15 protein-coding genes and 1 riboswitch are annotated in these 16,403 nt (G+C 35.8%); of the genes, 13 read left to right on the plus strand and 2 right to left on the minus strand.

What is annotated here, in order from left to right; all coding sequences use genetic code 11:
• Positions 1–34 precede the first annotated feature (34 nt).
• The gene (locus tag BN3004_RS02380; protein ID WP_148344897.1) at positions 35–1,315 is read right to left on the minus strand and encodes an MATE family efflux transporter; all 1,281 of its coding nucleotides are present in this window, start codon (positions 1,313–1,315) and stop codon (positions 35–37) included.
• A 290-nt stretch (positions 1,316–1,605) separates the two neighbouring features.
• Between BN3004_RS02380 and BN3004_RS02385 the strand changes: the two genes are divergently transcribed.
• The 8 genes from BN3004_RS02385 (at position 1,606) to thiT (ending at position 9,592) form a co-directional block, all read left to right on the plus strand.
• Positions 1,606–2,523, plus strand: coding sequence for an ABC transporter ATP-binding protein (locus BN3004_RS02385; protein ID WP_058259667.1), 918 nt, complete (start codon positions 1,606–1,608; stop codon positions 2,521–2,523).
• Entirely contained in the window at positions 2,516–3,301 is a 786-nt protein-coding gene (locus BN3004_RS02390; protein ID WP_058259668.1) for an ABC transporter permease, read from the plus strand. Before BN3004_RS02385 ends, BN3004_RS02390 begins: the two co-directional genes overlap by 8 nt.
• On the plus strand, positions 3,301–4,257 hold the full coding sequence (locus BN3004_RS02395; RefSeq protein WP_058259669.1) for a sensor histidine kinase: 957 nt from the start codon (positions 3,301–3,303) through the stop codon (positions 4,255–4,257). The genes BN3004_RS02390 and BN3004_RS02395 overlap by 1 nt, the downstream gene beginning before the upstream one ends.
• A gap of 156 nt (positions 4,258–4,413) precedes the next feature.
• On the plus strand, positions 4,414–5,400 hold the full coding sequence (locus tag BN3004_RS02400; RefSeq protein WP_058259670.1) for a DnaJ C-terminal domain-containing protein: 987 nt from the start codon (positions 4,414–4,416) through the stop codon (positions 5,398–5,400).
• Positions 5,401–5,423: 23 nt separating this feature from the next.
• The gene (clpB, locus tag BN3004_RS02405) at positions 5,424–8,003 is read left to right on the plus strand and encodes an ATP-dependent chaperone ClpB (protein ID WP_058259671.1); all 2,580 of its coding nucleotides are present in this window, start codon (positions 5,424–5,426) and stop codon (positions 8,001–8,003) included.
• A 369-nt stretch (positions 8,004–8,372) separates the two neighbouring features.
• Positions 8,373–8,591 carry a type II toxin-antitoxin system RelB family antitoxin gene (gene relB, locus BN3004_RS02410; protein WP_058259672.1) on the plus strand — a complete coding sequence of 73 codons (219 nt, stop codon included), beginning with the start codon at positions 8,373–8,375 and terminating at the stop codon, positions 8,589–8,591.
• Entirely contained in the window at positions 8,591–8,857 is a 267-nt protein-coding gene (locus BN3004_RS02415; protein ID WP_058259673.1) for a type II toxin-antitoxin system RelE family toxin, read from the plus strand. Before relB ends, BN3004_RS02415 begins: the two co-directional genes overlap by 1 nt.
• 62 nt (positions 8,858–8,919) lie before the next feature.
• Positions 8,920–9,013, plus strand: a riboswitch (TPP riboswitch).
• 27 nt (positions 9,014–9,040) lie between these two features.
• Positions 9,041–9,592 (plus strand): energy-coupled thiamine transporter ThiT, encoded by a 552-nt coding sequence (thiT, locus tag BN3004_RS02420; RefSeq protein WP_058259674.1) that lies wholly within the window; start codon positions 9,041–9,043, stop codon positions 9,590–9,592.
• Positions 9,593–9,595: 3 nt separating this feature from the next.
• Here thiT and BN3004_RS02425 read toward each other — a convergent pair whose 3' ends face one another.
• Positions 9,596–9,844: a hypothetical protein gene (locus BN3004_RS02425; RefSeq protein WP_058259675.1), complete on the minus strand. Its 249-nt coding sequence runs from the start codon at positions 9,842–9,844 to the stop codon at positions 9,596–9,598.
• 220 nt (positions 9,845–10,064) lie between these two features.
• Here BN3004_RS02425 and BN3004_RS02430 point away from each other — a divergent pair, with 220 nt between their 5' ends.
• The 5 genes from BN3004_RS02430 (at position 10,065) to BN3004_RS02450 (ending at position 16,334) form a co-directional block, all read left to right on the plus strand.
• Positions 10,065–10,724, plus strand: a complete 660-nt coding sequence (locus tag BN3004_RS02430; RefSeq protein ID WP_058259812.1) for a response regulator transcription factor — start codon at positions 10,065–10,067, stop codon at positions 10,722–10,724.
• Entirely contained in the window at positions 10,717–11,694 is a 978-nt protein-coding gene (locus tag BN3004_RS02435; RefSeq protein ID WP_058259676.1) for a sensor histidine kinase, read from the plus strand. The genes BN3004_RS02430 and BN3004_RS02435 overlap by 8 nt, the downstream gene beginning before the upstream one ends.
• Positions 11,695–11,794: 100 nt before the next feature.
• The gene (locus tag BN3004_RS02440; RefSeq protein ID WP_058259677.1) at positions 11,795–12,484 is read left to right on the plus strand and encodes an ABC transporter ATP-binding protein; all 690 of its coding nucleotides are present in this window, start codon (positions 11,795–11,797) and stop codon (positions 12,482–12,484) included.
• Complete coding sequence (locus BN3004_RS02445) at positions 12,471–14,966, plus strand: FtsX-like permease family protein (RefSeq protein WP_058259678.1); 2,496 nt, start codon at positions 12,471–12,473, stop codon at positions 14,964–14,966. The genes BN3004_RS02440 and BN3004_RS02445 overlap by 14 nt, the downstream gene beginning before the upstream one ends.
• 342 nt (positions 14,967–15,308) lie before the next feature.
• Positions 15,309–16,334, plus strand: coding sequence for a PTS sugar transporter subunit IIC (locus tag BN3004_RS02450; protein WP_082244049.1), 1,026 nt, complete (start codon positions 15,309–15,311; stop codon positions 16,332–16,334).
• The last annotated feature ends 69 nt before the right edge of the window (positions 16,335–16,403 follow it).

Here is a 16,403-nt window from a genome sequence, read left to right on the forward strand (position 1 = left end):
ATAAAATCTCACAGTTTTTTCATGTCTATATTTTTTATTCGTACTTCTCTTGATTTTCGCGGCTCAACTTCCTATAGAAATAATAAGCAAATATTAATGTCACGCCCTCTGACAGTGCTGAAGCGAACCATATTAGCTTTGGCTCGATCATTGTCAATACGAAAAGCGCCAAATATATCGTCACGAAGCTTCTCAAAACGTTGATTATAACCGAGTACTTCGGCTTTAAAAATGACACGCAAACGGCTGCTATGAGTACGTTGAAGCCTGTGATCATGAAGGATATCGAGAATTTACGAAGCGATTCTACTGAGTAGGCCATAGTTTCTGCATCTACGTCCAAAAATATTTTAAATATTTTCTCTGGCAATAGCTGTGAGGCTGTTAAAAAGACTAGTCCCGTTACAAATATCGCCGCGGTCGCCATCCTATAAAGCCTTTTGAGGCTATCGTAATCCTTTTTACCATAGTAATAGCTTAGAAGTGGCTGTGTGCCTTGCGTTATGCCCGCAAAACAAGTGAGGGCAAGCTGATTGACGTAGCTAATAACCGAGAAAGTGGCAATGGATTTTTCGCCTAAAAACCTGATTATGAATAAATTGTAGAACAGTACTATCATTGCTATTCCGACCTCTGCGACAAAGTCCCCAACACCAAGCGTGAAGATGGATTTGAGCGTGTCGAGCGAGAATTTTACCTCTACGAACTCAAGATTCGACTTGCCGACGGTGAAGTGAATTAGGTAGACCACGGTCGAGATGATTTGCGATATACCCGTTGCAATTGCTGCACCTGCGAGGCCCATCCCCATGAGTCCGACGAAGACGTAGTCCAAAATCACGTTGCTTAAGCCGCATGTGATAACGGTTGCGACCGCCAAGCGCGGAAAACCATCGACCTTGACCAAGACCTCGAAGTTATACGAAATCATTAGGAATGGCACAAAATACACTATATTTCCAATGTATTGTAAAACTAGCGGCTTTAGATCACCGCTTGCACCCAAAAGGCTCGCTATCCTATCTAGATTAAAGTAGAATAGCGCTGTTAGTAGCAATGAAAATATTGTTACAGTTTTTATGTTGAAGCTAAAAATTTTATTAGCCTTCATATAGTTTTTTCTGCCGATAAATACTCCGCACATAGTCTGCGAGCCGACTGCAGCTATTATCCCAAGCGCAAAAACGATGTTTACGAAGGGCATTGAAAGATTGACTGCACTTAGGGCATCGACACCGACGAATTTGCTCACGAAGAAGCCGTCAACCATTGAATATAGGCTGAAGATAATCATCGCCGACAGCGAAGGTATCATGTAGGAGAAAAACTTTTTCTTGATGCTAATAGTAAGACCTCCTTTGATATATAAGATTATAGCACAATCACGGCCTATTAGCAAGGCTCTTTCGCATTCGATTGGGAATATTACTTAATTATAGTTTCTCTTCTATTATATATATGTCACTTCTATTATATATGTCACTCTTTTCTCTCCAAAACCATTCTCTTAAGAAATTCTTAAGGAATTCTTAAGGGAAAATTAAGAAATAATTAAGATTTGTGTATTATAATAAGACCATAAAGATAAACAAAGGAGTGAAAACTATGAATGAAATTTTAAAAGTAAATTCTGTAAGCAAGGTTTACGGCTCTTTCTACGCACTAAAGGATGTCAACATGAGTGTAAACGAAGGCGAGATCTATGGTCTTGTCGGCAAGAACGGCGCTGGTAAATCTACTTTACTGAAAATCATTACTGGCCTTAGCTACGCAACAAGCGGTTCAATTGAGCTTCTTGGCGATGCTGGCGCAAATATTAACATAGCGAGGAGAAGGACAGGTGCTCTAATCAACAGGCCTTACTTCATTCCAACGCTTAGTGCAAGGGACAATCTTGAGTACATCGCGATCAACAGGGACATCAAGGACAGAAAAAAGAAGGTTAACGAAACTTTAGAGCTTATCGGCCTTGAAAATACTAAGAATAAAAAGGCGAAGAACTTCTCACTAGGTATGCAACAAAGGCTTGCCATCGGTATTGCACTTATCGATGACCCGGTCTTTCTAATTCTTGACGAACCGATCAATGGTCTTGACCCTATCGGTATCAAGGAGATCAGGGACCTTATCAAGCTTGTTAATCAAGAGAAGAAGACTACTGTCATGATCTCGAGCCACATCTTGAGTGAGCTTAACATGGTAGCTACTAAGTACGGTTTCATTGACAATGGCAGACTGATCCAAGAGATTACTAAGGATGATCTCGATGAAAAGCTTAAATCGTCGACAAAGATCAAGGTTGATGACGCTGCCAAGGCTACTATAGTTTTGGAAGAGGACATGAAGCTTCACAATTACAAGGTTTTAGCTGATAATGTCATTGCAATTTATGATAATGTTAATAGCAGCGCCATATTCAAGGCCTTCCAAGCAGCTGATGTTGAAATTATCGAGATAAATCAAGCTAAGGAAGAGTTTGAATCATATTTCTTAAGCTTAGTAGGAGGTAGAAGAGATGTTTAATTTCATAAAATCAGAATTATTTAGAATTAGTAAAAGAAAATACAATATGGGTCTATGGCTTTTCGGATTTGCAATGTGTGCCTTTGTCTTATACTTCTTCGCAGGACTTCGTAGGGTAGACCGTAACCTATCGATGATGTTCTTCACCTTAGGTCAAATACTATCCTTAGCATCCATACTAATTCCTCTAATGGTGAATTTAACAGCGCTTGAGCCATACGCATCGGGCGCCATCAACAACAACCTAGCCCTTGGACAATCAAGGATAAAAATCTATCTAGCAAACGCAATTATTTCCTTCCTATACGTTTTAGTCTACATGATCATCATGTGCACTATACTTATAGGAGTCGGCGCAATCATCGCACCTATCAGCACTACGCCGTTTGCAGATATGATGAAGAACTTCCTTATAGGTTTTGCATATCTACTTCCATGTATATGGTTTTATGTGTCACTTGTTTTGTTCTTCCAAATACTAACAAGACACAGATCATCAGCTATCGCCATCTCTTACGTTGCCATGGCTATCTTCCAACCTGTACTATATATAATACTAACTAAATTTAATTTGAATGGAAGTTTAATATTTTTAGCACCATCAAGAATTGTCGAATCAATAACAACAATGATGGGTAGCTACGGACTTGACTTTTTAAGAGGAATAACTTACACAGAAAGAATGATGAACGTTAATACTATGCTTTATATCATGCTTGGCTGGATAGCTCTTGTTTGGGCTGGCATCTACTTTGTAGGCAGAAAAAGAGAATTTTAATGAAGAGGGTATTTCCTGCAATCATACTAGCAGCGGCGCTAATTTTTTTAGTAGCCGCTCTTGGTTTAGATTTGATGAGCGTAATATTCATACTATTAGCTCTTGTGGCATATCTTTCTTACACCATATATCTCTCAAGAAAAGAGCTTAGAGAGTTTCGTGAAAACCTTGAGGACAAGGAAGCAAGCGAGATTAAGGTCGCTTTGCAAAGCTATTCTTACACGGGTGAATTGAATGAAATCTGCAAGATAATCGAAGACATCATTGACTCGAAAAACACCATGGGCCAAAAGTACAATGCATCGATCGAGAACCAAAACCTAATGATTACGAACATCTCGCACGATTTTAGAACGCCTCTTACCTCCATAATGGGCTACATCGATGTCTACGAGAAGACTAGAGACGAGAAGTACCTTGAGATAATCAAGAAAAAGGCCGAGGAGTTAAAGGAACTCATCGACGGTTTTTATGATTTTTCAAGGCTTGTGTCGAAGTCCTACAAGATTGACAAGAGGGTCTTTAATCTCGATGACTTTATCAAGGAAGAGATAGTAAACTACTACGATTACTACATTGCCAAAGAACAGATGATTGACGTGGAGCTTGATAGAGTGAGATGCTTCCAAGACGAGAAGAATCTTAAGATAGTTGTCGATAATTTGATTTCAAATATGATGAAGTACTCAGAAGGCGAGGACAAGATTGAGCTTAAGCTGAAAGATGGCTACTTCGAGCTCAAATTTTCTAATCTTGCTAAGATTGAAACGGATGACAATATAGAGAGAGTTTTCGAAAGGAACTACACTTTAGATAAGTCGAAGAATGATGCGTCGAGCGGATTGGGATTGAATATAGTTGAAAATTTGTGTGAATTGATGGGGCTAGAAGCGAGTGTTGATTACAAAGACAATATTTTTGCAATTACAATTAAAGGTAAGGCACTTAACAAATAAAAAATAAATTCATAATAAAACTCATTGAAGCGATTGATAAATTATCATCGCTTCTTTTTTATTATTTTTACTATTTTCATAGAAAAATAAAAAATATGTTTATATTTTCATTTACTGGGTATAAATAAGTCAGAGATAGTCAAAGGAAGTGATATTATGGAGTATAAAGATTATTATAAAATATTAGGTGTCGATAAAAAGGCCTCTGATGCTGAGATTAAGAAGGCTTTCAGGACGCTTGCCAAGAAGTATCACCCTGATTTGCATCAAGGTGACAAGGCGAACGAAGAAAAATTTAAGGAAATAAATGAGGCTTACGAGGTTCTTTCTGATAAGGACAAGAGACAAAAGTACGACGCTTTCGGCTCTAACTACGACTTCAGAGGCGGACAAAACTTTAACCCGAACGATTTTGGTTTTGGTGGCTTTGGTAATGGCAATGGCGGCACTTATTACAGATACGAAACAAACGGCTCTGGTGGCGACTTCTCTGACTTTTTTAATATGTTCTTTGGCGGCGATTCTCAATCAGCTTCAGGAAAAGCATCAGGCTTTAATATAAATGACATTTTTGGCGGAAAAGCGCAATCTAATAAAAAATCGGGCTTTAATATAAATGACTTATTTAGAGGTAAGGCAAAAAAAGAGAGACAAAGGTACAATACTGAGCTATATATCTCGCTTGATGAAGCTTATCACGGTTCAAAAAGGTCAGTCTCTTTAAACATTGACGGCAAAAACATTAGCATAAATCTAAATATACCAAAGGGTATTACCGCTGGCAAGTCCATAAAAGTGGCGGGCGAAAAATGGGGCGTAAGTGGCGACATCTATTTCAAAATTCAATTCTTGAAGGACAAGCGCTACGAACTTGACGGCATTGACATCAAAACTAGCGTGGAGATCTACCCTTGGGGCGCGTATTTCGGCTGCGAAAGAGTGGTCGAAGTTTTTGATAAGAAGATCAAGATCAAGGTGCCAAAGGGCTACGACACTACTAAGCTTATGAGGATCAAGGGCAAGGGCTTTACTGATATGAAGGGCAATACAGGCGATTTATATATCAGATTTAACATGGTGAACCCAAAACTTGATGAGACGAGCGAAAAATTATACAAAGAATTAGAAGAAAAATATAAATAAATATAATAATAGAAGGTGATATTATGAACATGGATAAATTAACGAAAAAAACAATTGATGCGATAAATAATTCGAATGAGGCTGCGAGGTCCTTGGGCAATCCTGAGATAAGGCCAGCACACCTACTTAAGGCTCTACTTGAAGACAAGGAAGGCCTTATCAGAACTACTGTTGAGGCGATGGGCGTAAATGTGGACGGCATGCTTATGGATGTCGATGCTATCATTAACAATTTCCCTAAGCAAAGCGGCGCAAATATCTACACATCGGCTGAATACAATAAAGTTTTGGAACTAGCAGAAAATGAAATGAAAAACTTTCAAGATGAGTACCTAAGCGTTGAACATCTATTCTTAGGTATTATGGAAGTGAAAAATGCGAACATCGATGCCATTTTCAAGAAATATAATATAACGAGAGCGGCATTCTTAGATACTTTGAAGGGCTTTCGTGGCAATCAAAATGTAACGAGCGATAACCCTGAGATGCGTTATCAAGCGCTTGAAAAATACGGCAGAGACCTTGTGGAATACGCAAGAAAGGGCAACATGGACCCAATTATAGGCCGTGACGATGAGATCAGAAACGTTCTTATGATTCTTTCGAGAAGAACTAAGAACAATCCCGTTTTAATCGGTGATCCGGGCGTTGGTAAGACAGCTATAGTCGAAGGCCTAGCGCAAAGAATTGTTAAAGGCGACGTGCCAGAAAATTTAAAAGACAAGACTATTTTCGAGCTTGACATGGGCGCTCTTATCGCTGGAGCAAAGTACAGAGGCGAGTTTGAAGAGAGATTAAAGGCGGTTTTAAAAGAAGTCGAAAAATCTGAAGGCAAGATAATATTATTCATCGATGAAATTCACAACATCGTCGGAGCTGGTAGAACTGAAGGCTCTATGGACGCTGGAAACCTTCTAAAACCTTTACTTGCAAGAGGCGTCTTGAGAACCATCGGTGCGACAACCATTGACGAATACAGAAAATACATCGAAAAAGACAAGGCACTTGAAAGAAGATTCCAAAAAGTTATGGTCACTGAACCATCTGTTGAAGACACCATCAGCATCTTGAGAGGTTTAAAGGAAAAGTACGAGGTTTATCACGGAATCAGAATTTCTGACCCCGCTGTTATAGCTGCCGTAGTACTTTCAGATAGATACATCACTGACAGATATTTGCCAGACAAGGCCATCGACCTAATGGATGAGGCCTCGGCGATGATTAGAACTGAGATTGACTCGATGCCAGAGGAGCTTGACTCGAAGAGAAGGCTTATTATGCAGCTTGAGATTGAGAGAGAGGCTCTTAAGAAAGAGGACGACGAGCGCAGCATGAAGAGACTTGAGGAGCTTAACAAGGATTTGCAAGCGCTTCAAGAGGAATACGATGTTAGTCTAAAGAAATGGCAAGAGGAAAAGGACAGGATAGAGGACGTTAAAGAGCTAAAGAAGAAGATAGATGAGACAAAATACGAGATAGAAAAGGCTCAAAGAGAATACAATTTGGAAAAACTTTCCGAGCTAAAATATGGTACGCTTGCGAAACTTGAGGCAGAACTTAAGGAAAAGAACGAAAATGTCAATGAAAAGCAAAAGTATCTAAAGCTTGAAGTTACTGAAAACGAGATCAGAGACGTTGTATCGAAGTGGACTGGAATACCTGTTTCTAAGCTTGAAGAGAGCGAAAAGGAAAAGCTCTTAAAACTTGATGAGATACTTCACCAAAGAGTAGTCGGTCAAGATGAGGCGATAGAAGCCGTATCAAACGCCATCATCAGAAACAGAGCAGGATTATCGGATCCGAACAGACCTATCGGTTCATTCATCTTCCTAGGACCAACTGGCGTAGGTAAGACAGAATTGACAAAGGCCTTGACACAAGATTTGTTCGACGATGAAAAGAACATGATTAGAATCGATATGAGCGAGTATATGGAAAAATTCGCTGTATCTAGGCTAATAGGCGCCCCTCCAGGATATGTCGGCTACGAAGAAGGCGGCGAACTTACTGAAAAAGTAAGAAGAAAACCATATTCGGTAGTACTATTTGACGAGATAGAAAAGGCACATCCAGATGTATTCAACATACTTCTACAAGTCTTGGACGATGGTAGGTTAACTGACAATCAAGGCAGAACAGTCGATTTCAAGAACACCATCATCATCATGACAAGCAATATCGGTTCACCTGATATACTTGAAGGAATTAGTGAAGACGGCAAAATTACAGACGAAACAAGGGAAAAAGTTAATGACGAGATGAAGGCCGCATTCAGACCAGAATTTTTAAACAGAATCGACGAGATCGTTATGTTTAAGCCACTTATGAAGGCAGAAATCTTTGACATCATAGAAAAAGAAGTTGACAAGATTAGAGTAAAACTTGAAGCAAGATCCATCACATTGAGTATATCAGAGGCTTTGAAGGAGTACATCCTTAAAGAAAGCTACTCATCAGCCTTCGGCGCAAGACCAGTTAAGAGATTCATACAAAGAACAGTTGAGACAAAACTTTCTAGAATGATTATAGCTGGAGAAATTGCTGACGGCGATGCGATCACTATGGATTACGACGGCAAAGAGCTTACAGTAAAGAAAAATTAATATTTAAGCCATTGGCATAGAAAAAAGAGCTTGTACATGGGGTACAGGCTCTTTTTTGAAGGAGATATTTCAAAATGAAAAAAATATTTTCATCGTATTAACTTAGTTTTTCCTTTGAACTTTCTTAAGGCTCCTAAGTAGAAAATATAAGGCTGCTAGGCCAAGTATAAGTCCTAAGGCTTTCAAAATTAAATAATCATCCATATTTAAAACCTCCTTAAGCTCGTTAAGAATCACTTGAATGTGATAAATCGTTCAATTATATATACCCATTTGCATGGAGATATAACAGTTTTATTAAATATTTATGCAAATATTGACAAAAATGTGAAAATGTAATACAATGTAATAAATAAAGGAGGAAGAGCTATGACTATATCTGTTAGATTAAGTGAAAAAGATGCAAAACTATTCAAAACTTATGCCGATATCAATGGTATAAGCATGTCTGAACTCATCAGAAGCTCAGTTTTAGAGCGCATCGAGGACGAATACGATATCAAAATTTACGAAGAGGCGATGAAAGAATATTTATCTGATCCAGAGACTTATTCTATGGACGAAGTAGAGAAAGAGCTGGGACTTTGATGAAGTACAGACTTTTATTTTCAAAGAGGGCGCTTAAGGAGCTTAAAAAGATGGATAAGGCTGTGAGCGCACTGATATTTGCATGGCTTAAGAAAAATATCGATGGAGCAGCGGACCCAAGAGCTTTTGGAAAGGCACTCACTGGCGACAAGAAAGAGATGTGGCGCTACAGGATAGGAGACTACCGCGTTCTAGTGAATATTGAGGACGAGAACCTAACCATAATCGCGATTGAAATTGGCCACAGAAGAGATATTTATAAATAAATCCATCCATTTCCTTGACAAAATAAAGTGGATGTGCTACAATCATCATTGTAATAATTAATATTTATCACTAGGGGAGCCATTGGCTGAGAGATTTATCGACCCTTACGACCTGATCTGGTTAGTACCAGCGTAGGCAAGTGCGAGTAAGCTCCTAGTGATCATTCATTAGGGGGTTTTTTTATGAAAAAATTTGATACGAAAGTATTAACAGAAGCAGCAGTTATGATTGCCTTGTCAATAGTACTTGGCAGATTCAAGATCTTTGAAATGCCTCAAGGCGGCTCAATCACTCTTGGACAAATGATTCCTTTATTATTCTTCGCAATAAGACATGGCGCTGGACTTGGAATGATAGTTGGAGCTGTTTATGGCGTTTTAGACATGCTACTAGGCGGCTACATCTACACACCTATCCAAGCTATACTTGACTATCCACTAGCATTTGCCCTACTTGGACTTGCAGGATGCTTCACTAGACAAATAGTTAAGGAAGGAAAGTCATTCTACGTACCAATCGCAGTTATAGTCGCAGTTCTAGGTAGATTCATCTGCCACGTATTATCAGGCTACATCTTCTTCGCAGAATATGCAGAAGGATCAGGCCACGGCCCACTTATGTACTCAGTTATTTATAACGGTACTTTCTTGGGAGTTGAAGCGGTTATTGCTTTTGTAATTATACTTATATTATCGAAGAATGTTCTTCTTTACGGACTAGACAAGAGCAGATAGGATTTATTGAATTAAAATAATTTTATTCGCAAAAATTAAAATTATATCTTTTGCATTGGCTATTGTGGTTTTGCTTACAATAGCCTTTTCTTTTTTGATTTTGCGTTTAGATGCGCCCTTAGAAACTTTTTGAGTACTTAAGGCAATTCTTTCAGTGCAAACTTGTAAAGAAAAATCCCCCTCTACTAGTCCTAAGACAAATTTGTATGTCTTGAGTAAGTAAATATTAATAAGCTTAGTTTTCCTCTTCACTAGCCCTAAGACAAAAATGGTGCTTTTGATTAGAAAAAGACGGAAATATATCCGTCTTTAGAAATTTATAAGGATTAAATTGTAAAATGTGATATAATGATATATAGAATGATTAGAAATACAATATCACACACAACGGCTTAGTTTTATTAGATGAGAAGTTAGTGTGGAATTTATAGATATTTTAAATGTGATATATCGGATATATTGGAGTATAGAATTGAAAATACTAATGATTGAAGATGACAGCACAATTGCCTTTGCTGTTAAAACTTACTTAAACAAACAGAATATTGAAACAATTATTTATAACAAGCTTTCTCTGACAGAGAATCTTAATTTTAATGATTTTGATTTAATTCTTCTGGATGTCAATCTCCCAGATGGGTCAGGATTTAATTTTTTAAAGTGGCTTAGAGAATTTTCTGACCTTCCTGTGATAATGATTACTGTAAAAGACGAAGACGAGTATGTTATCAAAGGTCTTTCTCAAGGAGCAGATGATTATATTACAAAACCTTTTTCTCTTCCTGTCCTAAAAGCAAGAATAGACAATGTTTTTAGCAGAAAAATAAAAAAGGTTAACGAACTGACTTTTGAAAATTTATCTTTAGATCTCATTTCAAAACAAGCTTCGATAGATGGAAAAGATTTAGACCTTAACTTAAAAGAGTTTGCTATATTGGAAATGCTTTTAGAAAACCAAAATATAAATCTACTAAGAGAGCGAATTTTAGATTATGTTTGGGGTTATGATTTTTATGAAGTTAATGACAATACCCTAACCGTCACGATAAAAAGACTTAGATCTAAACTTGGAGATTATGGCGGTCATATAAAAACTCTTAGAGGGATAGGATATAGGTGGGACAATGAATAAAAACAAAAATATTTTACGTGTCTTAATTTTAAATTTGATAATGTCTTTGTTTGTAATTTATCTCAATCCAAGATTTGATATTCTAACACTTATTGGCTTTCTAGCTATAAATATAATTCTGTTTATAGTTATTTCAAAAATTGAAAAGAAAAAAGAAAAAGCTCTTGAGGATAAGATTAATAATATATTTAACCTACTACATTCGCTTGATATAAACTCTGATAATTACGAAATTATAGATGATGAATTTGGCAAACTCAGAGATGAGATTATTAAAATTATTATAGAAAACAAGAAAATAGCTGAAAATGCTGAAAAAAACAAAGAGATCTTAAGAGAATATACTGAAGACATTGCTCATCAGATAAAAACTCCATTGGCCGGATCTCTATTATTACTTGACTTATTAGAAGACGAAGATGACAACTTTTCCGAAGAATATATAGAAAGACTCAGAGATAATTTACTTAGACTCCACAACTTATCTGACATTTTATTAAAACTTGCAGCCCTTGATTCTGGGACAATAGAAATGACAAAAGATAGTATTTCAGCTCGAGGATTAATTAAAGATATCATACAAAACCTAAAAGATTATTTTATCAATAATAATATTGAAATTCCACTTTATGGAGATGACTTTTATCTTATATGCGATAAGAAATGGACCTATGAAGCAGCATTTAATGTGATGAAAAATGGTCTAGAAGCAACAGAAGGTAGACATATAGAAATTCATCTAAAAGAAACGAATTTATATAAAAGTATATTTGTGGAAGATTTTTCTAAAGGTTTAGATAGAGAAATGTTAGAAAAAGTTTTTAAACGTTTTTATAAGCTGGATCCAAATTCAAAAGGTTATGGGATTGGGCTTCCTATGGCAAAATCTGTTATGGAAAGACAAAATGGAGAGCTTTTATATCATAAGGGGAAGAAATCAAATTCCTTTGAAATGAGATTTTATAACTGATTTAATTATGGCTGTGTAAATAAAGCACAGTCATTTTTTTCTAGTCACTTTCCAGTCACTTAAGTCTAATATAATCTAAGAAAGATAAGGAGGACTAAATATGAATATTGTAAAAACAGTAGATTTAACAAAAACTTACAATAGTGGAGTAGAAGTACACGCTCTATCAAATGTGAATTTTGAACTAGAAAAAGGAGATCTTGTCGCCATTATTGGAGATAGCGGGTCAGGAAAGTCTACCTTGCTTCATCTATTAGCAGGAGTTGATAAACCAACAAGTGGGGATATTTTTATTCAAGACAAAAATATTACCAAGTTTAACAAAGACGAAATGACAGTATTTCGCAGAAGAAATATTGGCGTTGTCTACCAATTTTTTAACCTCATTCCAAATATTAATGTGAGAAAAAACATCCTACTTCCTCTTTTATTAGACAATAAAAAGGTAGATGAAGAATATTTAAAGGAAATTTTATCGATACTAGGAATAGAAGGAAAGCTTGATAGGTATCCAAAACAATTATCCGGTGGAGAGCAACAAAGAGTTGCCATTGCCAGAAGTCTTATTACAAGACCTGCAATAATCTTAGCAGATGAACCTACAGGAAATCTCGATAGAAAAAATTCTGAAGAAATCACAGGACTTTTTAGACTAGTAAATAAAAGATTAAATTCTACAATTATGATAATAACTCATGATGAAAAAGTAGCAAATTCTTGTGATAAGGTCTATAGAATGGTAGATGGTAGGTTAAATTTCTTAGGAGATGAAACTTATGAAAATTATTAATGACCTAGCTGATGGAGCTGTAAAAAATAATAAGAAAGACAGTTTTGCTATTAAAATTTCCATACTTTTGGCAGTAATTTTACTAGGAACTGTAATTTTTATCTTCAACTCGTTAAAAACTGACAAGTATGAGTATGTAAAGAAAACTTTTGGAGATTATCATGTGAATATAAGTGGAATTGACCAAGGTTTTTATGATAAATTAAAAAACGATAAAGATATAGAAAAAGTTTCTTTCAATAAAGTAATAAAAACAGACTTAAATGCAGTTATATATGAAAATGGAGATCCTGCAAGCCTTTTACGTTATGATATTAAGGAAGGAAAAAAGCCAGAAAAAGCAAATGAACTTTTAGTTCCAGAGATATTTTTGATAAAAAATAAAGAATATGATTTGGGTTCTGAAATAACTGTTCGTGATAAAACTTATAAAATAGTTGGTACTTATGAAGATTTTAGCTATTCATTTGAAGAGGCTATGCTTGTAGGTTTATCTAAAAGTGATGATAAAAAAGTCTTGTTTGAAAAAAATGTTGGTACCGAAGCAGAAATTTGGTATAAAAATATAAGAGATACCTATACAAAGACTAGGGAAATTTTATCAGAAATGAATATTGATGAGAACCATGCCCTAAATATTGGTAGAGTATTTTATAATAAAGATATCTTAGAATATAAAATGGTCTATCCAAAAGGAATCATTCCACCAAAAAGTGTTGTAAACTCAGCTTTAGAACAATATGGAGCAGCTTTCTTTCTTTGCCTACTTTTTGCTTTTATCATTTATGGGGCTTTTAATGTATGGAACAATAGGGATCTAAAGGAAATTGCTCTATTAAAAAGCACTGGGATGACAGATAAGCAGGTAAAGCAATTAATTCGAAAGAAAGCATTTAAACTTTCAACCTTACCAATAGCCTTGGGAACAATCTTATCTTTGGCTTCTGCAAATCTGCTCTTATATTTGATGTGGCTTAATAATACAAAATCTTATCAAAACATATCAAATATTTTAGGTCAAAGTGTAAAATCTATGGATTTCCATTTCATATTTCCAAGCCCTATATCTATTTTAATAATTATTTTGTTATCCTTGATAATGGTTTATTTTTCAGCATTGATCCCTGCCAAGAAAAGTGCGAAGATAAATGTTATCGAAGGTTTAAATGGTATTACAGAAAAAAATATTAAATTAGGAAAATCAAAAATAAATGGATCTATAGAAAAGACTTTAGCAAAAGATTATTACAGGTCTTATCAATCAACCTATCGAATTATTGTAATTTCCATGGCTCTGTCTGCCTTGGTACTGACTAATGTTTTAGTAAGTCGGGCATATGGAAGTTTAGAGGAAAAATATAATAACTACCAAAGTCCTTACAATTTTGACTCTAGTATTTATATAGGTGATTTTTTGGATAAAAACTTTGTTCATGATATAGAAGAAGTTGAAGGCATAGACCAATTGCATGTATACCAAAGAGTTGATACAAAATTTTACCTTGGTGATAATAAGGACTTTATTTCTAAAGATTTAAATGAAGCTTTAAATAGCGGTAAAATACCGGAAGATAAATTATATTCCAATATATATGCCTTAACAGATGAGGATTTCGAAAAACTTTTAAAAGAAAATAATATTTCGGATGCAAAGTATTTACTACTAAATAAAATTCCAAAAGATAGTGGAAGTCCTTATACTTTTAATGAATATATAAAAATTACTGATAAGGATACAGGAAAAGTAACTTTAAAATATAATGCAAATGGTAAGTCCATGCCTATAAAAATAGATTCAAGTATTGATGAAATGCCTTATAATCTAGAAGCTTATAATGACAATCAAATATCTATCTTTACAAGTGAAAGTTCTATGAAAAAATTTATTGATGAATATGGAATAGATGAAGGCAACCCAGTTTATTACTACTTTGTAAAAATCAAAGCCGATAATAATAAAGAAAAAGTATTTGAAGATGCGGAAAAAGTAATTTCGACCTATGTTCCAAAATCTGACCATGGAACTTCCACAGAAATTCTAAAAGCGGCTATGGATAAAGAAGTAATAAGGAATGAAAGACTTCTAAATCTAGCTATCCAAATCATTCTTATAACGATTGCTCTTTCCAATGCCTATAATAGCTTTAAGGGAAACCTTAGAGCGAGAGCCAATGATTTTAAACTCCTATCCACTACAGGTATGACAGAAAAACAAATGGAAAAGATGGTCTTCGGAGAGGGGAAAATATTATTTAAAAATATTTTCTTAGCCTATGTCTTTATGTTCATTATTGGAATTGTATTAAGAGCCTATAGAAGCAACTATGAATTAGTATTTGCGATAAAAGGTCTGATAACAAATATGAATTATATCCCTCTAATAGTAGTATTTGTATTTATGATTGCAGGAGTTTTGTTTGCAATAAAAAGTGGTTTTAAAACAATAAATGAAAACTCAGATAATACTTTCAAGAGTATATAAAAAAAAGGCTGTGAGCATTTAAATCACAGCCTTTTATCTATGCCACCTAAAGACTTTATGACCTAGTTTTTCTAAAATCCCTAATTCAATGAACCCTTGAGCTTGCTCTGAAAAATCTGTTTGTGCAGGTTCATTGACAAGGGCAATTGTATTGTGACGATAAATGAAAACACTTTTCGATGTGTAATACACTTTTCGTTATAAGAACAAAACTAAGATTCACATAAAACTAACAAAGATAAAATTATAAATTAACAACTTGCGAAAAGTCATAAAAAAACTAGAAAAAACTCTTCACATAAAAAATATTGGTGCTATAATATCAAAAAGGAGATTGATGAAATGAAAATAAAAGAATTTTTACACAAGAAAAACGTACTCGTATCCTACAAAGTCTACCTAATTGACGTTCTAGGCAATATGGCGATGGGCCTTTTTGCCTCGCTCTTGATAGGTACTATACTTAACACGATCGGTACACACACTGGATTGAAATTTTTATCGGAAGAGCTTTGGCCGCTTTGTAAAATGATGACTGGTCCAGCCATCGCCGCGGCGATAGGAGTTGCACTAAAGGCACCAAACCTAGTTATGCTATCTTCACTCGCTGTTGGTTACATAGGAAATGAACTTGGTGGACCAGTTGGCTGCCTTATCGCCTCAGTCGTTGCGATTGAACTCGGCAAACTTATTTCAAAAGAAACCATGATAGACATCATCGCAACACCACTAACTGTAATACTTTCAGGTTTTGCCATCGCAAAATTCGTTGGCCCATCCATAAACATGATGATGGTGGGGCTAGGCGACGTAATCATTGAAGCGACTAAGCTTAGACCATTCTTCATGGGCATGGTGGTCTCTTTAATAGTCGGTATGGTTTTGACTCTGCCAATATCGTCGGCGGCTCTTTGCATGATGCTTGGGCTAAGTGACCTCGCTGCAGGCGCTGCAACTGCTGGATGCTGCGCACAAATGGTGGGTTTCGCGGTGATTAGTTACAGGGTGAACAAGGTCGACGGTCTACTTGCTCAAGGACTCGGCACTAGCATGCTACAAATCCCAAACATAGTAAAAAACTGGAAGATATGGCTTGCGCCATGCTTGGCGAGCGTGATTACTGGACCTATCGCGACTTGTGTCTTTAAGTTGAAAAACACTCCGCTCGGCGCTGGCATGGGTACAAGTGGATTGGTTGGTATACTGGAGACGTTCAACGCAATGGAAGGGGAAGATATGATGGTAACTGCACTTGGTGTTGCTCTTACGTACCTAATTTTGCCTGCGGTATTATCATTGGCATTTCATAAATTATTTAAGAGCGTTGGATGGGTGAAAGATGAAGATCTATACCTAAATTTAAAATAGCAAATAACTACTCAATAGAATTTTTTAAAGGCTATACTATAAAAATGTATAGTCTTTTTTTATTTTGGG

This window comes from Fenollaria timonensis (genome assembly GCF_001457835.1).
Taxonomy (GTDB): Bacteria; Bacillota; Clostridia; order Tissierellales; family Peptoniphilaceae; genus Fenollaria; species Fenollaria timonensis.